Annotated in this window: 21 protein-coding genes and 1 pseudogene; 4 read left to right on the forward strand and 18 right to left on the reverse strand. The window is 57.0% G+C overall.

What is annotated here, in order from left to right; genetic code table 11:
- Nucleotides 1-46 precede the first annotated feature (46 nt).
- Nucleotides 47-742, reverse strand: a complete 696-nt coding sequence (locus FHC51_RS03995) for a pirin family protein (RefSeq protein ID WP_103824780.1) — start codon at nt 740-742, stop codon at nt 47-49.
- Between the two features lie 123 nt (nt 743-865).
- Complete coding sequence (locus FHC51_RS04000; RefSeq protein WP_159340211.1) at nt 866-1,903, reverse strand: oxidoreductase; 1,038 nt, start codon at nt 1,901-1,903, stop codon at nt 866-868.
- Nucleotides 1,904-2,128: 225 nt separating this feature from the next.
- Here FHC51_RS04000 and FHC51_RS04005 point away from each other — a divergent pair, with 225 nt between their 5' ends.
- The gene (locus FHC51_RS04005; protein ID WP_114385599.1) at nt 2,129-2,776 is read left to right on the forward strand and encodes a polymer-forming cytoskeletal protein; all 648 of its coding nucleotides are present in this window, start codon (nt 2,129-2,131) and stop codon (nt 2,774-2,776) included.
- Nucleotides 2,777-2,993: 217 nt separating this feature from the next.
- Entirely contained in the window at nt 2,994-3,482 is a 489-nt protein-coding gene (yhhY, locus tag FHC51_RS04010) for an N-acetyltransferase (RefSeq protein ID WP_220434937.1), read from the forward strand.
- Nucleotides 3,483-3,563: 81 nt separating this feature from the next.
- Here the strand turns inward: yhhY and ggt are convergent, their stop codons facing one another.
- On the reverse strand, nt 3,564-5,309 hold the full coding sequence (gene ggt, locus FHC51_RS04015) for a gamma-glutamyltransferase (protein WP_168194445.1): 1,746 nt from the start codon (nt 5,307-5,309) through the stop codon (nt 3,564-3,566).
- Nucleotides 5,310-5,431: 122 nt separating this feature from the next.
- Here ggt and FHC51_RS04020 point away from each other — a divergent pair, with 122 nt between their 5' ends.
- Nucleotides 5,432-5,812 carry a DUF2756 family protein gene (locus FHC51_RS04020; RefSeq protein WP_220434938.1) on the forward strand — a complete coding sequence of 127 codons (381 nt, stop codon included), beginning with the start codon at nt 5,432-5,434 and terminating at the stop codon, nt 5,810-5,812.
- Here the strand turns inward: FHC51_RS04020 and ugpQ are convergent.
- The 12 genes and pseudogenes from ugpQ to livK all read right to left on the reverse strand — a co-directional run bounded on the left by ugpQ (nt 5,809) and on the right by livK (nt 16,468).
- Entirely contained in the window at nt 5,809-6,549 is a 741-nt protein-coding gene (ugpQ, locus tag FHC51_RS04025; RefSeq protein WP_156239909.1) for a glycerophosphodiester phosphodiesterase, read from the reverse strand. The two genes, FHC51_RS04020 and ugpQ, sit on opposite strands and share 4 nt — an antisense overlap.
- Entirely contained in the window at nt 6,546-7,616 is a 1,071-nt protein-coding gene (locus FHC51_RS04030; protein ID WP_220434939.1) for a sn-glycerol-3-phosphate import ATP-binding protein UgpC, read from the reverse strand. The genes ugpQ and FHC51_RS04030 overlap by 4 nt, the downstream gene beginning before the upstream one ends.
- 1 nt (nt 7,617) lies before the next feature.
- Nucleotides 7,618-8,463: a sn-glycerol-3-phosphate ABC transporter permease UgpE gene (gene ugpE / locus FHC51_RS04035; protein ID WP_220434940.1), complete on the reverse strand. Its 846-nt coding sequence runs from the start codon at nt 8,461-8,463 to the stop codon at nt 7,618-7,620.
- Nucleotides 8,460-9,347 carry a sn-glycerol-3-phosphate ABC transporter permease UgpA gene (ugpA, locus tag FHC51_RS04040; protein ID WP_103824773.1) on the reverse strand — a complete coding sequence of 296 codons (888 nt, stop codon included), beginning with the start codon at nt 9,345-9,347 and terminating at the stop codon, nt 8,460-8,462. The genes ugpE and ugpA overlap by 4 nt, the downstream gene beginning before the upstream one ends.
- A 96-nt stretch (nt 9,348-9,443) precedes the next feature.
- Complete coding sequence (gene ugpB / locus FHC51_RS04045) at nt 9,444-10,760, reverse strand: sn-glycerol-3-phosphate ABC transporter substrate-binding protein UgpB (RefSeq protein WP_114385596.1); 1,317 nt, start codon at nt 10,758-10,760, stop codon at nt 9,444-9,446.
- 149 nt (nt 10,761-10,909) lie between these two features.
- The gene (locus FHC51_RS04050) at nt 10,910-11,278 is read right to left on the reverse strand and encodes a type II toxin-antitoxin system death-on-curing family toxin (RefSeq protein ID WP_103824771.1); all 369 of its coding nucleotides are present in this window, start codon (nt 11,276-11,278) and stop codon (nt 10,910-10,912) included.
- A complete protein-coding gene (locus FHC51_RS04055; RefSeq protein ID WP_156239917.1) occupies nt 11,275-11,496 on the reverse strand; it encodes a type II toxin-antitoxin system Phd/YefM family antitoxin in 222 nt (73 codons plus the stop codon). The genes FHC51_RS04050 and FHC51_RS04055 overlap by 4 nt, the downstream gene beginning before the upstream one ends.
- A 136-nt stretch (nt 11,497-11,632) precedes the next feature.
- The gene (gene livF, locus FHC51_RS04060; RefSeq protein ID WP_103177352.1) at nt 11,633-12,346 is read right to left on the reverse strand and encodes a high-affinity branched-chain amino acid ABC transporter ATP-binding protein LivF; all 714 of its coding nucleotides are present in this window, start codon (nt 12,344-12,346) and stop codon (nt 11,633-11,635) included.
- Between the two features lies 1 nt (nt 12,347).
- Nucleotides 12,348-13,115 (reverse strand): high-affinity branched-chain amino acid ABC transporter ATP-binding protein LivG, encoded by a 768-nt coding sequence (gene livG / locus FHC51_RS04065; protein ID WP_039032512.1) that lies wholly within the window; start codon nt 13,113-13,115, stop codon nt 12,348-12,350.
- A complete protein-coding gene (gene livM, locus FHC51_RS04070; protein WP_103177354.1) occupies nt 13,112-14,389 on the reverse strand; it encodes a branched chain amino acid ABC transporter permease LivM in 1,278 nt (425 codons plus the stop codon). Before livM ends, livG begins: the two co-directional genes overlap by 4 nt.
- Nucleotides 14,386-15,312 carry a high-affinity branched-chain amino acid ABC transporter permease LivH gene (livH, locus tag FHC51_RS04075; RefSeq protein ID WP_013099131.1) on the reverse strand — a complete coding sequence of 309 codons (927 nt, stop codon included), beginning with the start codon at nt 15,310-15,312 and terminating at the stop codon, nt 14,386-14,388. The genes livM and livH overlap by 4 nt, the downstream gene beginning before the upstream one ends.
- Before the next feature lie 47 nt (nt 15,313-15,359).
- Nucleotides 15,360-16,468, reverse strand: a pseudogene (gene livK, locus FHC51_RS04080) (high-affinity branched-chain amino acid ABC transporter substrate-binding protein LivK).
- Nucleotides 16,469-16,891: 423 nt separating this feature from the next.
- Here livK and panM point away from each other — a divergent pair.
- A complete protein-coding gene (gene panM / locus FHC51_RS04085; protein WP_103824769.1) occupies nt 16,892-17,284 on the forward strand; it encodes an aspartate 1-decarboxylase autocleavage activator PanM in 393 nt (130 codons plus the stop codon).
- Between the two features lie 9 nt (nt 17,285-17,293).
- Here panM and FHC51_RS04090 read toward each other — a convergent pair whose 3' ends face one another.
- From FHC51_RS04090 to FHC51_RS04100, 3 genes are all read right to left on the reverse strand, one after another.
- The gene (locus tag FHC51_RS04090; RefSeq protein ID WP_103177357.1) at nt 17,294-18,004 is read right to left on the reverse strand and encodes a GntR family transcriptional regulator; all 711 of its coding nucleotides are present in this window, start codon (nt 18,002-18,004) and stop codon (nt 17,294-17,296) included.
- Between the two features lie 65 nt (nt 18,005-18,069).
- On the reverse strand, nt 18,070-18,921 hold the full coding sequence (locus tag FHC51_RS04095) for a hypothetical protein (protein ID WP_220434941.1): 852 nt from the start codon (nt 18,919-18,921) through the stop codon (nt 18,070-18,072).
- Between the two features lie 4 nt (nt 18,922-18,925).
- Nucleotides 18,926-19,960 carry an oxidoreductase gene (locus FHC51_RS04100; protein ID WP_220434942.1) on the reverse strand — a complete coding sequence of 345 codons (1,035 nt, stop codon included), beginning with the start codon at nt 19,958-19,960 and terminating at the stop codon, nt 18,926-18,928.

Consider the following 19,960-nt stretch of genomic DNA (forward strand, 5'->3'; position numbering starts at 1 on the left):
GACAAAGCGCAACCTTCCCCGTTTAAAGGGAAGGTTGCGTAATTATTTAGACCGGCGGCAGGTCGAACAGCAGGATTTCAGCAGCGCTGTCAGCATGGACAGAGATCGCCTGCTCATCCCAGATGGCCAGGCCATCGCTGGTGGTCGCTTTGGTGCCATTGATGGTCACGTCGCCTTTCACCACCTGGATCCACACTTTGCGGTTGGCGGCAATCTGGTGCACAGACTGCTCATCTTTCGCCAGCGCCCAGCGGTAAAGCTCCATATCTTGATGCACTTTCAGCGAGCCGTCACGGGCATCCGGTGACAGTACCAGCTGTTTACCCTGCTGCGCGTCAAAGCGGCGTTGCTCGTAGCGCGGGGTGATGCCTTTCGCTTCCGGAATGATCCAGATCTGGTACAGACGCAGACGGTCAGTTTTGCTTGGGTTGTATTCGGAATGACGTACCCCGGTACCTGCACTCATAATCTGGAACTCACCCGCCGGCACCTGCTCTTTATTACCCATGCTGTCCTGATGCTCCACCGCCCCTTCCAGCACGTAAGTCAGGATTTCCATATCTTTGTGCGGGTGGGTACCGAAGCCCTGGCCTGCGTCAATCACGTCATCGTTAATCACGCGCAGTGCCGAGAAGCCCATAAAATTCGGGTCATAATAATCGGCGAACGAGAAACTGTGCCATGAGTCCAGCCAGCCATGATTTGCGTGTCCACGGTCGTTTGCTTTGCGTAAGAAGATCATTGTTTTTACCCTCAGTTCGTTTCGATGGAGTAAGTGTGGACGCAATCGACCTGGGATCATAGAGGGTGAAAATTGACTCCTCTGTTCAAAATATCTGAACAAGGACAGAGGAGTCATTCAGGCTTATCGGGCAAGGGTTATCGTGGCAGGTGATGCCTGTTCGAAGGCGCGTTCAAGGATTTCCAGGTTGGTCATCACTTCAATTTCCTTGACGTAATTTGGCGCGCCGCAAGTGAGGGTCTGGTACAGCGCATCGTAGACCTGACCATAGTCGCCGGTGCCCGGTTTGATCTCCTCTTTCACCGTCACACCCGCGTCGTTAACGTACTCCAGCACGCCCACGGAATCGTCCGCCGCAAACCCTGGTTCACCCGGCATGATATTAGCCTTCAGGCTGGTCTCCTGCTGGTCGATACCGTATTTGATAAACGAGCCTTTGGTGCCGTGAACGATAAATTTCGGGTAATCGGTCTTTACCAGATGGCTGGTTTTGACGATCGCTTTCAGGTCGCCGTAGAAGAGCTGCGCTTCAAAGGTATCGTCCGGGTTGGCTTTATTACGCAGGCTGCGGATGTCATAGGCCACATGGTCCGGACGGCCAAACAGGCTGATTATCTGGTCCATGGTATGGACGCCAAGGCCGTAGAACGAACCATCCTGCGGCAGGCCGGGTTTGGTCTCCGCCACCGGACGGTAGTAATCGAAGTGGCTTTCGATTTCGACAATCTCGCCCAGCTTGCCGCTCTCGATGGCCTGCTTCGCGGTAAGGAAGCAGGTGTCAAAGCGACGGTTCTGATAGGGCGTGACGGTCAGCCCTTTGCTGCGCGCCAGCTCGAACAGCGTTTTCGCCTCGGCCATCGTCGGAGTAAATGGCTTCTCCACCAGCACGTTTTTACCCGCTTCCAGGGCGCGTTTCGCGTACTCAAAATGGCTGTCGGCATGGGTACAGACGATCACCAGCTTCACTTCGGGATCGTTCAATACCTCGTCGAGATCGCTGGTGAAGTGAATATGGGAGTACTGCGGAGACTGCTCTTCCGGTTTCGGGTGGCGGCGGAAGATATGCGCCACATGCCAGCTGGCTTTACGGGTAAGAACATAGGGAAGGTGATAGCGGGTGGTACTTTTGCCAAATCCAATAAATGCGCAGTGTAGTGTCATGATGTTGTTCCTGGCTAAGGTCTCTGCCTTCAACCATAGCGCAACCTGCTGGCGAATTTAACCCCATCAATCTTTTAGGCTTATTCCGGCGGGAAAACCGTGCCGTGAATATATTGCTATATCGAATCCGAAAATAACGGGCATAACCTTGACCCTGCCTCTGAATCCCAGGATAAGAGGGCAGACAAATTAACATGCTCGCGAAAGGAGTCGCGCTCATTTTCTATGGACAGAAAATACCTCGCGTTAAATAGCGCACTTCTCTTCTGGCTGCTCGCCCTGGTCGCCTGGTGCTTCAATGCCCCCTCCCTGACGTGGCTGTTCGCGGCATTAACCCTAATGGCCTTTGGTCTCCCTCTTCTATCTAATCAGGTTAACCTCATGTTTAAGAAACAAAAAAAAACCGAAACTGACAAGCAAGAAATTCTCCCTCCGGCACCGGTCATTGAAAAAGAACCCACCGCGGTGGAGAAGCATGGCACCACCGTAATCGCCAGCGATGTGCATTTTGAAGGCAATATCGTTTCCGGCGGGCACGTCTATGTTCACGGCAAGCTGAACGGCAATATCGACTCTAAAGAGAGCCTGATAAAAATCATGCGTGGGGGCTATGTAGAGGGAAACATCACCTGCCGGGAGTTGATCGTGGACGGTAAGGTCATCGGTCAGTGCAGCAGCGAGGCCATTGAAATCTGCGAAAATGGCCAGATTACCGGCACCCTGCTCTACCGGACCCTGGCGATCAAAAAAGGCGGCGTCTTTTCCGGCCAGGCGGAGGTCTTACCGGCTGTCGCGGAGAAGAACAACGTGGTGGGCATGATAAAAGAGAACCCGGCTGATATACCGGATCGCCTGCATTCGCAAAAGCTGTAAACAAAAAAAAGCCAGCGAGACGCTGGCTAAAATAATACTGGAAGCAATGTGAGCAATGTCGTGCTTTCAGGTTTCCGTCGCGGACTCCCTGAATGCAAGACAATAATAATCATTCTCATTCGCACTTGTCTACTGATTTTTTGCAAAAAATGCTTGTTGACTCACATTTCAAACTGACGGATGTTGGAAAGGAACCTAACTAACTGAGGAAGAAGGAATGAGTGAGATAGTGATACGCCACGTTGAAGCCGCCGATGCCGAAGCATTACGCCTGCTTAATACCCATCCGGGGGTGTATCACCAGACACTACAACTTCCTCATCCGTCGATGGAGATGTGGCAAGAACGGGTAATGAAAAAGCCGGGCAGACGCCATCTGGTGGCCTGCCTGGACGGTAACGTTGTTGGTCATCTGGCGCTGGACGTGATGGACAATCCCCGACGCAGCCACGTGGCGACCTTTGGTATCAGCGTCTCTGCTGACGTGCAGGGGCGCGGGGCGGGCAGCGCGTTGATGCGGGAGATGATCAACCTGTGCGACAACTGGCTGCGCATCGAACGTATCGAACTGACGGTGTTTGCCGACAACGCGCCTGCCATTGCCCTGTACCGCAAGTACGGCTTTGTGGTGGAAGGCACCGGGAAGCGATTCGCCCTGCGTGACGGCGAATTTGTCGATGCGCTCTATATGGCGCGCATCAAGTAAGCATTGCCGGGTGGCGGCTTCGCCTTACCCGGCCTACAGGATCCGTAGGCCGGGCAAACGCAGTGCCGCCCGGCAACCCACTCAATACCCCGCCGTCAAATCGCCTGGCGAGCGCGGATCCGATGCCCCATACAGTGCGCCGTCCGGCCCGACCATAATGCTCTGGGTGCTGCCCATCGCCTCTTTCACCGCCACTTTTTGCCCGCGCTGCTCCAGCAGTTTCAGCGTATCCGGGCTAAAGCCCTTTTCCACCCGCAGCTCATCCGGCAGCCACTGGTGATGGAAGCGCGGGGCGTTGGTCGCTTCCGCCACGTTCATCCCGAAATCGATGCTGTTGACTACCATCTGCAGTACGGTGGTGATAATCCGGCTGCCGCCCGGGCTGCCGGTCACCAGCCAGGTTTTGCCATCTTTCACCACAATCGTCGGCGACATTGACGACAGCGGACGCTTCTTCGGCCCTACGGCGTTGGCATCCCCGCCCACCAGTCCGTAGACGTTCGGCACGCCCGGTTTGGCGGAGAAGTCGTCCATCTCGTTGTTGAGCAGAATGCCGCTGTTGCCCGCCACGATCCCGGTACCAAAGGTGGTGTTGAGGGTATAGGTCACCGCCACCGCGTTACCATCTTTATCCACCACCGAGAAGTGGGTGGTCTGGTTGCTCTCGTACGGCGCCAGTTTGCCGGGGCGGATCTCGCTCGACGGTCTGGCCTTGTTGATATCGATCTGATCGGCCAGGGATTTGGCGTAGGCTTTATTGGTCAACGCCTGCCATGGCACCTTGACGAAGTCCGGGTCGCCCAGATACTCCGAGCGGTCGGCGTAGGCATATTTTTCCGCCTCGGCCATCACCTGCAATGTGTCTGCACTGCCGAAACCAAACTTATGCAGATCGAAGTTTTCGAGGATATTGAGGATCTGCACGATGTGGATCCCGCCGGATGACGGTGGCGGCATGGAGTAGACCTGATACCCGCGGTAGTCGCCGCTAATCGGCGTGCGCTCCACCGCCTTGTACTCCGCCAGATCCGCTTTGGTGATCAGCCCGCCGTTCTTACTCATCTCTTCGGCAATCTGGTCGGCGATCGCCCCTTTATAGAAGGCGTCCGGGCCGTTCTCCGCAATCATCTCCAGGCTTTTGGCGAGGTTCGTCTGCACCAGCTTATCGCCCTTCTTCAGCGGCTCGCCCTCCTTCCAGAAGATCGCTTTGCTGTTCTCATGGTTGGGGATCACTTCGCTGCCGTAGGTTTTTAGATCGTCCGCCAGCGCGTCGTTGACCTCAAAGCCGTCCCGCGCCAGTTTGATGGCGGGTTGCACCACCTTGTTCAGCGGCAGGGTGCCGTACTTATCCAGCGCCAGCGAGAAGCCCGCTACGGTGCCCGGCGTACCGGTCGCCAGATGGGAGGTAAGCGATTTTTTACTGTCGGCATTGCCCTGGTCATCAAGGAACATGTCCCGCGTGGCCTGGTTCGGCGCCATTTCACGGAAGTCGATTGCCGTGGTGGTGCCATCTTTGGTGCGCAGCATCATAAAGCCGCCACCGCCGAGGTTGCCCGCCTGCGGGTGGGTCACCGCCAGCGCATAGCCCACCGCCACCGCCGCATCCACCGCATTACCGCCCTGTTTGAGAATATCCACCCCCACCTGAGTAGCGAGGGCATCCACTGAGGAGACCATCCCCTTCTGCGCCCGCACGGGATGGAACACATCCTCTTCCACACCATAGGAGACCGGCGGTGCCGCCGGCGGATTCGCTGCCACGCAAAACGTACCGCCTGCCGTCAGGGCAGCAATCGCCACCCAGCGTAAAAACGTTGGTTTCATCATTGTTATTCTCCAGGTACAGGGACTCATGCTCCCGCTTAAGCCTGGTTCATAACTCTTAAAAAATCATCGTAATGGCGGATTCGAGATAAACTTACAGAAGGCTTCAGATGGAGGGAATGACCATGAAACGTCTCATTCTTGTGGCGGCGTTACTGCCGTTTGCCGTATTCGCGCAGCCTATCAACACCCTGAATAACCCCAATCAGCCGGGCTATCAGAACCCCAGCCAGCAGCGAATGCAAAATCAGATGATGATGCAGCAGCAACAGCAAACAGGGATGCTAAACCAGCAGCTGCAAACGCAAACCCGCGTTCAGCAGCAGCACCTGCAAACGCAGATGGATAACAACACCCAGCGGATTCAGCAGAGCCAGCCGGGGGTGCAGGTTCTGCCTAATACCAACGGCGGGATGCTCAGCGGCGGCAGTATCGACTCCGGCGGCGTGCAGCAGCAACATATGCTGCCGCAGCGGCAGAATGGCGACATGCTCAATAACCCTTAGGGCTGAAAGTCCGGGCCGATAAGGGCAATCGCATCGGTACAGATACAATCGACGCCCCAGCGCAGCAGTTCCGCTGCTCGCTGGGGCTGATTGACGGTATAGACCAGGATATGCAGGCCGGCGGCCTTAATCGCCTTCACCCGCGCTTCATCCAGCAGGCGATGGTTCAGGTGAATGGATACGCACTCCAGTCGACTGGTCAGCTCGCGCCAGTCATCACGCCAGGCATCCAGCAATAACCCACGCGGTAATTCAGGCGCAGCAGCCTGCGCGGCTTCCAGCGCGTCAATCTCAAACGACGACAGCAGCGGTGGAGTCATTCCTGCCCACAGCTCACGCGCCGCCAGGGCAATGACTTTGCCGGTGAGTGGCCCAGTACCGGTGGTCGGTTTGATTTCGATATTGGCCATCATCCCGTGTTGACGACAGCGGTCAGCCACCTCAGTCAGCAGCGGCAGCGGCTCGCCTTTAAACTCCCCGCTAAACCAGCTTCCGGCGTCCACCTTCAGCAGATCGCGCCACGGCAGATCACCCGCCACGCCCCAGCCGTTGCTGGTGCGCTCAAGGTTATCGTCATGCAGGAGGAAGATCTCCCCGTCTTTCGACAGCTTGGCATCGAACTCAATCATGGTATGACCGTAACGCGCGCCAACGTCAATGGCCGCCAGGGTATTTTCCGGTGCCAGTTTACCGCCGCCACGGTGGGCGACGATGCGGGGATAAGGCCAGTTACTCATATGCGTTGTCCTGTTTCACCATCAAATAAGTGCAGATGATTTTCCGGCAGATGCAGCCATAGCGTGCTGCCCGCTTTTGGGCGCTCCTCGTGCGACATACGCACCACCAGCTTCTGCTCGCCCCAGCGTCCGTGCGCCAGGTTGTCGGCCCCCAGCATCTCCAGGGTGTCCATCACCAGCGGTACGCCGCCTTCCGCCTGCGAGCTTAGCGCAATATGTTCCGGGCGGATACCCAGGGTCATCTTACGCCCGGCGTAGCCGCGATAGTACCAGTTGATCGGCAGCGCCATGCCGCTCTCCAGTTCAAAATGGGTACCCGCAGTGCTGATGCGTCCTTCCAGCAGGTTCATCGCCGGGCTGCCGATAAAGCTCGCCACAAAGCGGCTGGCGGGCTTTTCATACACCTCCACCGGGGTGCCAATCTGCTCGGCCACCCCTTTGTTCATCACCATCACCCGCTGGGCGAGGGTCATCGCCTCCACCTGATCGTGGGTAACATACAGAGAGGTGGTGTTCAGTCGTCGGTGCAGCTGTTGTAGCTCAAGACGCATCTGCACGCGCAGCTTGGCATCGAGGTTGGAGAGCGGTTCATCGAAGAGGAATACCGCCGGGTCACGCACGATGGCGCGGCCCATCGCCACGCGCTGGCGCTGGCCGCCGGAGAGCTCGCGCGGGCGGCGCTTCAGCAGGCCATCCAGCTCCAGAATGCGCGCCGCCTCTTTGACGCGCTCGGCGATGTGGCTTTTGCCCATGCCACGAATTTTCAGCCCCCAGGCCATGTTCTCTTCCACGCTCATGTGCGGATAGAGGGCGTAGTTCTGAAACACCATCGCGATGCCGCGATCTTTGGGTTCCATCTCGGTCACGCGCTGGCGGTCAATCCAGATATCGCCCGAGGTGACGCGCTCGAGCCCCGCCACCATGCGCAGCAGGGTGGATTTGCCGCAGCCCGACGGGCCAACCATCACGATAAATTCGCCGTCCGCCACGTCGAGGGTCAGCGGCTGAATCACCTGGGTCTTGCCATCCCAGCTTTTGGTCACTGCCTGTAATTTTAAACCTGCCATCTTATTTCTCACTGTCCACTAAACCACGCACGAACGCGCGCTGCATGGCTAAAACAATAACGACCGGGGGGATAAGGGTGAGCAGCATCGCCGCCATCACCTGGTTCCAGAGGGTGGTGCCTTCGCCGGTGGCGATCATGCCTTTGATGCCCGCCACGGCGGTGCCGAGATTGACGTCCTGAACGATCAGCAGCGGCCACAGGTACTGGTTCCAGCCGTAGATAAAGGTGATGACAAAGAGCGCCGCGAGGTTGGTTCTCGACAGCGGCAGCACGATGTCGCGGAAAAAGCGCATCGGCGAGGCGCCGTCGATCCGCGCGGCCTCAATCAGCTCGTCCGGCAGGGTCATAAAGAACTGGCGGAACAGGAAGGTGGCGGTGGCTGAGGCCATCAGCGGCAGGGTTAAGCCCGCATAGCTGTCGAGCATCCCGAGGTTGGCGATCACCTCTACCGTCGGGAAGATACGCACCTCCACCGGCAGCATCAGGGTGATGAAGATCATCCAGAAGAAGAGGTTACGCAGCGGAAAGCGGAACCAGACGATGGCAAATGCCGAGAGCATCGACACCGTGATTTTGCCCACGGTAATGCCGAACGCCATGATGAAGCTGTTGAGCATCATCAGCCAGAACGGGGCGCTGTTGACCCCCACGCCTTGGGTCCAGATGGTCGCCATGTTCTCGAAGAGATGCGAACCCGGCACCAGGGTCATTGGGGTTTCAAAGATGGCGTTTCTGTCCAGCGTGGCGGCGACAAAGGCCACGTACAGCGGGAACAGGATCACCACGATCCCCAGGATCAGCATGGTATGGCTGAAAATCGTCAGCCCGCGACGGTTCTCAATCATTGGTAGCGCACCTTACTTTCAACATAGCGGAACTGCACCACCGTGAGGATGATGACGAGGAACATCAGCACCACCGACTGGGCGGCAGAGGCCGAGAGATCCAGACCGGCAAAGCCTTCGCGGTAGATTTTATAGATCAGCGTGGTAGTGGCCTGTACCGGGCCGCCTGCGGTGGCGGCGTCGATCACCGGGAAGGTGTCGAAGAAGGCGTAGACCAGGTTGACCACCAGCAGGAAGAAACTCACCGGGGCAATCAGCGGCAGCGACAGCCGGAAGAAGCGGCGGATCGGGCCTGCGCCGTCAATCGCGGCGGCTTCCACCAGCGAACGCGGAATGGACTGCAGCGCGGCGAAGAAGAAGAGGAAGTTGTAGCTGATCTGCTTCCACACCGAGGCGAAGACCACCAGGAACATCGCCTGGCCGCTGTGCTGGGCGTGGTTCCAGTCATAGCCGAACTCTGCCAGAAAATGGGTGATGAGCCCGCGCCCGGGGTTAAAAAGGAAGATCCACAGCACCGCGGCGACGGCGGGGGCGACGGCGTAAGGCAGCAGCATCAACGTCTGATACAAGCGGCTGCCGCGCACCACGTAATCCACCAGCGCGGCAAAGAAGAGCGAGGCGAGAAGACCGCTCACCGTCACCAGGGCGCTGAATTTGATCGTCGTCCAGAAGGCGTCGATGTAGTAGCTGTCGTGCCACAGGGCGGCGAAGTTATCCAGGCCAACAAACTGGCTGGAGAGCCCGAACGGATCGACGCTCTGCACCGAGTACCACAGCGCTTCGCCCGCAGGCCAGATAAAGAAGATAACGGTGATGACCAGTTGCGGCGCGACCAGCAGGTACGGCAGCCAACGGGAGCGAAACACCGGACGGGATGAGGACATGAGGGTTGTGTTCCTGAACAGCGCCGGGTGGCGGCTACGCCTTACCCGGCCTACGGTCTTCCAGGCCCGGATCGCTACGCGTCACCGGGCATTTTTTTACGATTTGGTCGACTGCTCGAAGCGGCGCAGTAGCTGGTTTCCGCGCTCGACTGCCGCATCCAGCGCCTGCTGAGGGGTTTTCTTGCCGGTCCAGACGCTTTCCAGCTCTTCATCCACGACGGTACGGATCTGCGGCATGTTGCCCAGACGCAGCCCTTTGGTGTACGGCAACGGTGGCTTGTTCAGCATCTGGCGCGTGGCGATGTCTGCCCCTGGGTTCTTGTCATAGAAGCCCTGCTCGCGGGTCAGGTCATAGGCGGCTTTGGTGATCGGCAGGTAGCCGGTCTTCTGGTGCCATTCGGCGGCGTTTTCCGGCTTCGCCAGGAAGTCGAGGAACTCCGCCACGCCCTTGTAGGTGTCCTTGTCTTTACCCTGCATTACCCACAGGCTGGCCCCGCCGATAATGGCGTTCTGCGGCGCGCCTTTTGAGTCGGCATCGTACGGCATCATCCCCACGCCATAGTTAAATTTGGCGTAGTGACGGATATCCGCCAGCGAGCCGGACGAGGCGGTGGTGATGGCGCAGTCGCCGCTGTAGAACTTCTCGGTTGATTCGTCTTTACGTCCGAAGTAGCTGAAATCGCCCTTCTTGTTCAGATCGGCAAGCAGGGCAATGTGCTTCACCTGCTCCGGCTTGTTGAATTCCAGGACCGCATTGGTGCCGTTGAAACCGTTGTTCTCGGTGGCTACCGGCTGGCCGTGCCAGGCGCTGAAGTTCTCGATCTGGATCCAGCCCTGCCAGCCGCTGGCGTAGCCGCACTTCATGCCGGCCGCTTTCAGTTTGGCGGTGTACTCCGCCAGATCCTGCCAGGTTTTCGGCGGCTGCTCTGGATCTAAACCGGCTTTCTTAAAGGCGTCTTTGTTGTAGTACAGCACCGGGGTAGAGCTGTTAAACGGCTGGGAGAGCAGATGGCCGGATTTAGAATCGGTGTAATAGCCCGCGACGGTTGGCACGAACTGCGATTCATCGAAGTTAATGCCCGCCTCTTTAAACACCTCATAGACCGGCTTGATGGCTTTGGAGGCCATCATGGTGGCCGTGCCCACCTCATAGACCTGCAGCAGCGCCGGGGCGTTACCGGTACGGAACGCGGCAATGCCCGCGCTCAGGCTCTGCTCGTAGTTGCCTTTGTACACCGGCACAATTTTATAATCCGGGTGGCTGTCGTTGAAACGCTGCGCCAGGGAGTCAACCTCTTTACCCAACTCCCCTTCCATGGAATGCCAGAACGGAATAGTGGTGACGGCCATTGCGTTAGCCGCAAAAGCCAGACCCATTGCCAGACCCAAAGCTGTGTGTCGTAACGATGTCATTGTCATCTCTCTTATTGTGCCGGATGCGCGATATCACGCGTTTTGTGCTCGCGAGGTAACATGACATGCTCGAATTACAGAAAAATAACCGTTTGTTTACAGAGATATGACAACAGGGCGTCAGGGGGATGATGGAAATATGAAGGAGACTAGCGGCGTAAACGTTCAACAATCTCTTCAAGCGATAAGCGACCCGCAGCAGCTTCAACCGTCATCGCCACATAATCTGGATTGGCTTTTAGCGAGATGCCGTTGCGTTTGAGAAAAAGCAGGGTGATGAACAGGGCTGTACGTTTATTACCGTCATTGAAGATATGACCGCGGGAAATTGCCAGCAAATGCATCGCCGCCAGAATCCACACATCGGTCACCCCTTCGTATTGATATTTGTTTAATACACGATGGAGCAACGCTTCAGCACGGCCTGGATCTGACATTCCCGCGACGCCAGGCGTGACGCTCAGAAGTTTGTCATGAAACAGGACTATCTCTTCCGCTGAGATAAATTGCAGATTCATTTATCGGCCAGTTCCCTTATTTCGTTCCCATGTATGCCCATAATGGCATCGAACTCAGCGTCCAGTTTTGCCGCCTGATAACGCTCAAACTCTTCCACACTGATAATTACGGCAGGTTTATGGCCACGACGCGTGATCGTCACGGGCGTGCCCGTCGCCGCAGAATCCAGCGCTGAAGCAAGATTCTGCCGTGCTTCGCTATAGTTCATTGTACGCATAGCGCCTCCTTTTAAGTACAAGTGAATTGTACAACTGAAGCGTACAAAAAACAAAAAAGCCAGGGGGCGGCGTCGCCCTACCCGGCTTGATACCGTAGGCCCGGATCGCTACGCGCCACCGGGCAATACAGACGGCTCAACCGCCTAAATACGCGCTCCGCACCGCCTCGTTCGCCAGCAGCGCGTCGCCGGTATCTTCCAGCACCACCCGACCATTCTCCAGCACGTAGCCGCGATCCGCGAGCTTCAGCGCCTGGTTGGCGTTCTGCTCCACGAGGAAGATGGTCATCCCTTCGCTGCGCAACTGCTCGATGGTGTCGAAGATCTGCTGAATGATGATTGGCGCCAGCCCGAGCGAGGGTTCGTCGAGCAGCAGCAGGCGCGGCTGGCTCATCAGCGCGCGGCCAATCGCCAGCATCTGCTGTTCCCCGCCGGACATGGTGCCTGCCCGCTGAATACGGCGCTCAAACAAACGCGGGAAGAGGTCATACACGCGCTTGATGCGGGTCTGGAACTGTTCGCGCTCGGCAAAGAAGCCGCCCATCGCCAGGTTCTCTTCTACCGTCATGCGGGAGAAGACGCGCCGTCCTTCCGGGACAATCGCCACCGCTTCACGCATGATTTTTGCGGTCTGCCAGTCGGTGATGTCTTTACCGTCAAAGACGATACGCCCGCTGGTGGCGCGCGGGTCGCCGCACAGGGTGCCGAGCAGGGTGGTTTTCCCCGCGCCGTTGGCGCCAATCAGGGTGACGATTTCGCCCTGATTGATGTGCAGACTGACGTCGTGCAGAGCCTGGATCTTGCCGTAGTGGGCATTAACCTTGTCAAAAGATAACATCGCTTTTTCCATCTTATGCCTCACCCAGGTAAGCGCGGATCACGTCCGGGTTGTTGCGGATCTCTTCCGGCGTGCCGTTCGCCAGCGGCGTCCCCTGGTTCACCACGTAAATACGATCCGAAATGCCCATCACCAGCTTCATATCGTGCTCAATCAGCAGGATGGTGGTGTCGTGATGGTTACGCAGCTCGACAATCAGTTCGTCCAGCTCTTTGGTCTCTTTCGGGTTCAGCCCTGCCGCCGGCTCATCGAGCATCAGGATCTCCGGCTGGGTCACCATGCAGCGGATAATCTCCAGACGACGCTGATCGCCGTAAGCGAGGTTGCTCGCCTGGCGGTTGGCATGCTGAAGCAGGCCGATACGATCGAGCCAGGTGGCGGCGCGATCTAATGCTTCGTCCTGCGCCCGGCGAAACGCCGGGGTTTTCAGCAGGCCGGAGAAGAGCCCGGTTTTCAGCTGCTGATGCTGGGCTACCAGCAGGTTCTCGATCACCGTCATCTCGCGGAACAGACGCACGTGCTGGAAGGTACGCACCACGCCCATGCGGGCAATCTGCTGACCCGGCAGCCCTTCCAGGTGCTGGTCGCGCAGCATGATGGTGCCGCCCGTCGGCTTGTAGAAACCGGTCAGGCAGTTAAAGACCGTGGTCTTACCGGCACCGTTCGGGCCGATCAGCGACACAATCTCTTTTTGATGCAGATCCAAAGAGACATTGTTGACCGCCAGCAGGCCGCCAAAACGCATCATCAGGCCGTTAACGGATAATAATGGCTGACTCATGCCTGCTCTCCTTTTGTCTGCCCGTTCTTCAGCTTCAGCTGCGGACGGGTCATCGGCAGCAGACCCTGCGGACGCCAGATCATCATCAGCACCATCAAACCACCCAGCATCAGCATGCTGTATTCGTTAAAGTCGCGCATCAATTCACGGGAGACCACCAGCAGGATGGCTGCGAGAATCACCGCGAACTGCGAGCCCATCCCGCCCAGCACCACAATCGCCAGCACGAAGGCGGATTCCGCAAAGGTGAACGACTCCGGGCTGACGAAGCCCTGACGCGCGGCAAATAGCGTTCCGGCAAAACCGGCAAACGCGGCGCTGATGGTAAAGGCAGTCAGCTTGATGCGGGTCGGGTTCAGGCCCAGGGAGCGGCAGGCGATCTCATCTTCACGCAGCGCTTCCCATGCACGCCCCAGCGGCATACGCAGCAGGCGGTTAATCACGAACAGGGTGAGAACCACCAGCAGCAGCGCCACCAGATAGAGCCAGATCACGCGGTCGGACGGGTCGTACTTCACGCCGAAGAAGTTGCTGAAGGTGTCCCAGCCGCCTTCACGGGCGGAACGGCTGAACTCCAGGCCGAAGAAGGTCGGTTTCGGGATCTGGCTGATACCGTTCGGGCCGCCGGTCACTTCGGTATTGTTGAGCAGCAGGATACGGACGATTTCGCCGAAGCCCAAGGTCACAATCGCCAGATAGTCACCGCGCAGGCGCAGCACCGGGAAGCCGAGCAGGAAACCGGCGGCAGCAGAGACCAGCCCCGCCAGCGGCAAACAGGTCCAAAAGCCGAGGCCGTAATAGTGGTTCAGCAGGGCGAAGGTGTAAGCGCCGATGGCGTAGAAACCGCCGTAGCCCAGCACCAGCAGGCCTGACAGACCCACCACCACGTTCAGGCCGAGGCCGAGGATCACGTAAATCATGGTCAGGGTGGCGATATCCACCGTGCCGCGCGAGACCACGAACGGCCACGCTACGGCCGCCACCAGCAGCGCGACCAGGAACAGCTTCTGTTTAACGGTTGAGCCGTCGATAGCTGGCAGGACAAACTTCGGCCCGGAGACGCTTTTCAACGTCTTCTGGAAAACCGGACGCAGCAGCTGGAAGAAGAAGACCACCGCAGTGCCAACAAAGACCCACTGCCAGCGGATATCCGACGCGGAATCCACCACCAGCTTAGTGCCGCTCAGCTCCAGCTGAACGCCCATAAAGACCGCCGCCAGCACGAAGAACATCGCCGCAGAGAGCAGTGCCATAGCAAAATGCATCGGTTTCATACTTTCTCTACCTCCGGACGACCCAGAATACCGGTAGGCATGACCAGCAGAACCAGAATCAGCAGGGCAAACGACACCACATCTTTATATTCGGTACTCAGATAGGCCGAGGAGAGCGCTTCGGCCACGCCCAGGATCAGGCCGCCGATCATCGCGCCCGGAATACTGCCGATACCGCCCAGTACCGCCGCGGTGAAGGCTTTCATCCCGGCCATAAAGCCGATGTACGGGTTGATCACGCCGTAGAACTGGCCGAGCAGCACACCCGCTACTGCCGCCATCGCCGCACCAATCACGAAGGTCAGGGCAATCACCCGGTCGGTATTGATACCGAGCAGGCTCGCCATTTTCAGATCCTCTGCACAGGCGCGGCAGGCGCGGCCCATGCGGGAGTAGCGGATAAATAGCGTCAGGGCCAGCATCGCAATAAAGGTCACAACCCAGATCACCAGCTGCATGGTGGTGATAGAGGCGGAGAAGTTCTCGCTGGCACCGACAATCCACTGACCGTTAAACAGGCTTGGCAGCGCTACGTCGCGCGACCCTTCGGTGAGGCTGACGTAGTTTTGCAGGAAGATGGACATACCAATCGCGGAGATCAGCGCAATCAGACGCTTGGAGCTACGTACCGGGCGATAGGCCACCCGTTCGATACTCCAGCCGTAGGCGCTGGCAATGACAATCGCCCCGACAAATCCGGCGGCCACCAGCAGCCAGCTGCTGTCGATGCCCATCATCATCAGCGCGGCGATAATCATAAAGGAGACATAGCTGCCGATCATATACACCTCGCCGTGAGCGAAGTTGATCATGCCGATAATGCCGTACACCATCGTGTAGCCGATGGCGATCAGTGCATAGGTGCTTCCCAGCGTGACGCCGTTAAACATCTGCTGCAGAAAATAGAGAAACTGCTCGGACATAAGGTAACCTTTCTATTCCCGCCCGGTCCTGCCGGGCGGTGGGATAATTATTTGGCGGCCGAGGATGAACCGTCGGCGTGCCACTTAAAGACACCAAACTCAAATCCCTTCAGATCGCCTTTCTCATCCCAGTTCAGCGGCCCAATCACGGTGTTAGCCCCGTGTGCTTTTAAATCTTTAATCAGATCCTGCGGCGCTTTGCTGCCGGTACGATCCATGGCGGTAGCCAGAGACTGTACGGCGGCATAGGTGATCCAGACGTACGGACCACTCGCGTCTTTCTTCTCGGCTTTCAGCGCGTTAACGATAGCGCTGTTCGCCGGATCCTGGTCATAGCGTTTTGGCATCGTCACCAGCATGCCTTCGCCCGCATCGCCTGCAATGTTCGACAGGGAGGCGTTACCTACCCCTTCCGGCCCCATAAACTGGGTTTTCAGGCCGATTGCGCGCGCCTGGCGCAGCATCTGCCCCATTTCCGGGTAGTACCCGCCGTAGTAGACGAAATCGATGTTCTCTTTTTGCAGACGCGCCAGCAGTGCGGAGAAGTCTTTTTCGCCTGCGGTGATGCCGTCAAAGAAGACCACGTTGGCACCACCTTTTTTCAGGCCATCCTGTACAGAGCGGGCCAGCCTTCGCCGTACTGCTGCTTATCATGGATGATGGCGATACGCTGCGGCTTCACGCTCTCAAGAATGTACTTCGCCGCGGTCGGCCCCTGTGAAGAGTCGAGCCCTGCGGTACGCATGATGTACTGATAGCCGCGCTGGGTCAGTTCAGGGTTAGTGGCGCCAGGCGTGATCATCAGAATGCCTTCATCCTCGTAGATATCGGACGCAGGCTGGGTGGAGGAGGAACAGAGATGGCCAATCACATACTGAATGCCATCGTTCACAATTTTGTTGGCAACGGCCACGGCCTGTTTCGGGTCGCAGGCATCGTCATATTCCACACCGACCAGTTTGTCGCCTTTTATGCCGCCTTTGGCGTTGATGTCTTTAATTGCCTGGCGCGCGCCGTTGAACTCCATATCACCCCACTGGGCAACCGGACCGGACAATGCACCTACCACCGCAACTTTAATATCCTCCGCCATGGCCGCCTGCGAAACTGCCAGTGCAACCATTCCCGCGATCAATGTTTTCGCGTTCCTTTTCATTGGTGAATCCCCATTCGTGACGTGATGTATATATTTTGTTTTATTATGGTTAAAAAGCATTCTGTACTTTTATTAAACAATGCAACTTTTGCTATTGCCTTTAATGGTTTAGCACAGTTTTTTCACAAAAATCAGAGTAAAATCTCTATATTTCAGGTGATTAAGCAAAGATAATATTCTGAAATCAGGCAGAGATAAACAACTAAAAGTAGAGTTTGCAGCATAAAATAACGGCACAAAGAGCGGAATAAAACGCTGCCTTTTAGGTTAATATTCTGCTTATTTTTCGATCCCTACGTTTTATGGCTGTACATTTGGCTGCCAAAAAAGTAATCACCTAAAGAATGGATTGAAAAAGGAGAAGCCGTCAGCAGGATAAATTGAGTACACTGCCTGTACTTTTTTTACGTGGATATGCTGCTAATGAAACTGACTATCGTCCGTCTGGTGACCTTTAGCGACCAGGATCGTATCGATCTTGGCAAAATCTGGCCGGAATACTCCCCCGCCTCCCTCACCGTTGATGATACCCATCGAATTTATGCTGCGCGCTTTAACGAGCGTCTGTTAGGCGCGGTGCGCGTCACGCTGAGCGGGACGGAAGGCGCGCTGGACTCCCTGCGCGTGCGTGAAGTCACGCGTCGTCGCGGCGTAGGGCAATATCTGGTTGAAGAGGTGATGCGCGATAACCCGAGCGTGGCCTCGTGGTGGATGGCGGACGTGGGCGTCGAAGACCGCGGCGTGATGGCGGCCTTTATGCAGGCGCTGGGGTTTGTGGCGCAGCAGGACGGATGGGTCCACCACGGGCAGGAATAAGCCTGCGACTTAATTGTATTTAATAAACTCGGTGGCGAATTTAAACCGGTTATAGCGGTGAGTGGCGACCGAGTATTCAAACAGCTTGCCGTTATCTAAATAGGCGGTCTGCTCAACGTGGATAACCACCTCCGGCTCGGCCAGCTGCAATAGCTGGCTTTGCTGTTCATCTGCTATGGAGGCGGTGATCATCATGTGGCTGCTGTGGATCTGATAGCCCAGCGCGTCGGTAATATAGCTGTATATGGAGTCCGCCACGTTGGCATAGTTGAGGCCTGGAATAACATTCACTGGCATAAAGGTTTTTTCGATAATGGCCGGCACGTCGTTAATAACCCTGACGCGAAGGATCGAATAGACCATCTCATCGCCGCCAAGCTGGAGCTTTTCCTGCACGTCGGCCGGGGCGGGAATGGCGGAAAAAGCAATTACTCGCGTTGTTATTGTCTCGCCTGATTCATCACAGCGCGCTTTGGTGCCCTTCAGATGGCTATTAATTGACGAGGTATTAAACGGTAATTTAACAAAAGAGCCGAGACCTCTTTTTCTGACGACCAGCCCCTCTTTAACCAGAATATCCAGCGCCTTGGTAATAGTCAGTTCGCTACAATCAAAAAGCAGCGCGAATTTCTTTCCTTCCGGCAGCTGGCTATTCTGGGCGTAGTAGCCAGAAAGTATTCTTTTTTTAATCTCTTTATATATAGCAAGATACTTCGGCATTCTGACCACAATACAGACCTATAAACATAGGCCTGTTATACTATAAATACAGGCAGATAGAAATCTCAACGCATTATAGATGAGGCCATCCGAACCCAGGTGTGCCTTTTTCCGCGTACGGCAATCGACAGGCGATAAATCGCTTCCGGGTCGGCTATTCCCGCGCAGCCCGCATCCCCAAAGCTATGGATGTCGCTGCCGCAGCGCTTGCTGGCAAGACCTATCTGGCTCACCGTTGCGCCGTCTGCCCCCTCCTGACTGGTGCTGATGGTAGTAATAGCCAGGGCACCCGCCAGGTGTACGGCATCAACGATCGCGCTCACCTCCCCTTCACGGCTCCCCTGACAGGTTCCCGGTGCGGGGATCACCACCGCGTGGGCGCCCGCCGTCGCGTACTCCGCATATTCCGCCGCCGCCATCAGCCCCCGGGCGCTGAACTTCGCCACCATGATAAAGCCGGGGAAGTGCGCCTTCGCAAGGCTTATCGCCTGAAGCATGCTGAGCCGATCCACCCCCGGCTTGTCGTAGCCGGTCAGGCAGAGGAAATCCGCCCCCTGCACCTGTTCAAGCGCGTGCCGCGACAGGCTGCGCGGGTTATCGGCGTCGTTTTCGGAAGTCACCTCAAGGCTGACGCCCACCAGCCTGCCGGTAAGGGCTTTGACCTGCTCAACTCCCCCCGCCACGGGCGCTCCGGCGACTGCATGGGTGGCGGTATTGTATCCCTTAAGGAGTACCATATCGGCACCGAACGCCGCCACCAGCTCGGCATTGGTGACATCCGGGTAGAGCGGCGGGGTTTCCGCCGCCACTTCAGCGAGCACGACCCGCCCCTCAGAGGCGCGAATGGCCGCCACTAACGCCGCCGCATCAGGCTGGCGCTGAAAATCGGACGCCCGACAATTTAATATCCGTTTCATAGTATTAATCCAAATCGATCACGAAAGGCGTGGCGCGGCTAAAACCGCCCTCAAGTATTTCCAGGTTGGTCAACATATCCTGCTCGCTGACGTAATTGGCGGCGCCGTTCATTATGGTGTCGTAGAGCGCGTCATACACCCGGCCATAATCGCCGCGCACCGCAGGCACCTCGCGCTTAACCGTCTGCTGCTCCTCATTCAGATATTCAATAATGCCCGGCTGGTTATTGGCGCAAAATGTCGGGTGGTCCGGCATGATATTCTCTTTCAGGTAACTCTCCTGACGGTCGATATGCATCTGAATAAAGGAGCCGCGGGTGCCGTGAACAATAAACCGCGGATAGGGCGTCATCACCAGATGGCTGGTTTTAATGATCGCCTTCAGGTCGTCGTAATAGAGCTGGGCTTCAAAGGTATCGTCGGGATTTTGTTTCAGCCGCAGACTGCGGATGTCATAGGCTACCTGGCGCGGCCGGCCAAACAGCGCCAGCATCTGGTCAAGGGTGTGGATCCCAAGGCCATAAAATGCGCCGTTGAAGGGGTGATTAACCTGCGGCTGCGCCTCGGGGCGGAAATAGTCGAAGTGGCTCTCAATTTCCACGATATCCCCGAGCAGGCCGCTCTTAATCACCTGCTGCACGGTCAGGAAACAGGAGTCGAAGCGGCGGTTCTGAAACGGCGTGACGGTGACGCCGTGCTGCTTCGCCAGCGCCAGCAGCGTCTTCGCCTCGTCCAGCGTGGTAGTAAACGGCTTCTCGACCATGACGTTTTTGCCGTGCTCGATGCAGGCCTTTGCCCAGGAATAGTGGCTGTCCGGGTGGGTGCAGATAACCACCAGGCGGATGGTATCATCCGTAAGGATCTCGTTAACGTCACGGGTAAAAGTAATTCCGCGGTATTGCGGCCGGGACTCTATCTCCGGCTTAGCGACAATATCGTAAATCGTCTTCACACGATATTTATCGTTGCGGATCAGGACGTAGGGCAAATGGTAGCGGGTAGCACTTTTACCAAAGCCAATAAATGCGCAATTAATCAT

This window comes from Leclercia sp. EC_58 (assembly GCF_019584355.1).
In the GTDB taxonomy this organism is placed as follows: domain Bacteria; phylum Pseudomonadota; class Gammaproteobacteria; order Enterobacterales; family Enterobacteriaceae; genus Enterobacter.

What these genes read in the sequence shown, in the direction of transcription:
- panM (WP_103824769.1), top strand. Translation starts at nt 16,892, where the DNA reads ATGAAACTGACTATCGTCCGTCTGGTGACCTTTAGCGACCAGGATCGT.
- ugpB (WP_114385596.1), bottom strand. Translation starts at nt 10,760, where the DNA reads ATGACATCGTTACGACACACAGCTTTGGGTCTGGCAATGGGTCTGGCT.
- ugpA (WP_103824773.1), bottom strand. Translation starts at nt 9,347, where the DNA reads ATGTCCTCATCCCGTCCGGTGTTTCGCTCCCGTTGGCTGCCGTACCTG.
- livG (WP_039032512.1), bottom strand. Translation starts at nt 13,115, where the DNA reads ATGAGTCAGCCATTATTATCCGTTAACGGCCTGATGATGCGTTTTGGC.
- livM (WP_103177354.1), bottom strand. Translation starts at nt 14,389, where the DNA reads ATGAAACCGATGCATTTTGCTATGGCACTGCTCTCTGCGGCGATGTTC.
- FHC51_RS04005 (WP_114385599.1), top strand. Translation starts at nt 2,129, where the DNA reads ATGGACAGAAAATACCTCGCGTTAAATAGCGCACTTCTCTTCTGGCTG.
- livF (WP_103177352.1), bottom strand. Translation starts at nt 12,346, where the DNA reads ATGGAAAAAGCGATGTTATCTTTTGACAAGGTTAATGCCCACTACGGC.
- FHC51_RS04055 (WP_156239917.1), bottom strand. Translation starts at nt 11,496, where the DNA reads ATGCGTACAATGAACTATAGCGAAGCACGGCAGAATCTTGCTTCAGCG.
- FHC51_RS04030 (WP_220434939.1), bottom strand. Translation starts at nt 7,616, where the DNA reads ATGGCAGGTTTAAAATTACAGGCAGTGACCAAAAGCTGGGATGGCAAG.
- FHC51_RS04000 (WP_159340211.1), bottom strand. Translation starts at nt 1,903, where the DNA reads ATGACACTACACTGCGCATTTATTGGATTTGGCAAAAGTACCACCCGC.
- ugpE (WP_220434940.1), bottom strand. Translation starts at nt 8,463, where the DNA reads ATGATTGAGAACCGTCGCGGGCTGACGATTTTCAGCCATACCATGCTG.
- FHC51_RS04020 (WP_220434938.1), top strand. Translation starts at nt 5,432, where the DNA reads ATGAAACGTCTCATTCTTGTGGCGGCGTTACTGCCGTTTGCCGTATTC.
- FHC51_RS04095 (WP_220434941.1), bottom strand. Translation starts at nt 18,921, where the DNA reads ATGAAACGGATATTAAATTGTCGGGCGTCCGATTTTCAGCGCCAGCCT.
- livH (WP_013099131.1), bottom strand. Translation starts at nt 15,312, where the DNA reads ATGTCCGAGCAGTTTCTCTATTTTCTGCAGCAGATGTTTAACGGCGTC.
- yhhY (WP_220434937.1), top strand. Translation starts at nt 2,994, where the DNA reads ATGAGTGAGATAGTGATACGCCACGTTGAAGCCGCCGATGCCGAAGCA.
- FHC51_RS03995 (WP_103824780.1), bottom strand. Translation starts at nt 742, where the DNA reads ATGATCTTCTTACGCAAAGCAAACGACCGTGGACACGCAAATCATGGC.
- ugpQ (WP_156239909.1), bottom strand. Translation starts at nt 6,549, where the DNA reads ATGAGTAACTGGCCTTATCCCCGCATCGTCGCCCACCGTGGCGGCGGT.
- ggt (WP_168194445.1), bottom strand. Translation starts at nt 5,309, where the DNA reads ATGATGAAACCAACGTTTTTACGCTGGGTGGCGATTGCTGCCCTGACG.
- FHC51_RS04100 (WP_220434942.1), bottom strand. Translation starts at nt 19,960, where the DNA reads ATGATTAATTGCGCATTTATTGGCTTTGGTAAAAGTGCTACCCGCTAC.
- FHC51_RS04050 (WP_103824771.1), bottom strand. Translation starts at nt 11,278, where the DNA reads ATGAATCTGCAATTTATCTCAGCGGAAGAGATAGTCCTGTTTCATGAC.
- FHC51_RS04090 (WP_103177357.1), bottom strand. Translation starts at nt 18,004, where the DNA reads ATGCCGAAGTATCTTGCTATATATAAAGAGATTAAAAAAAGAATACTT.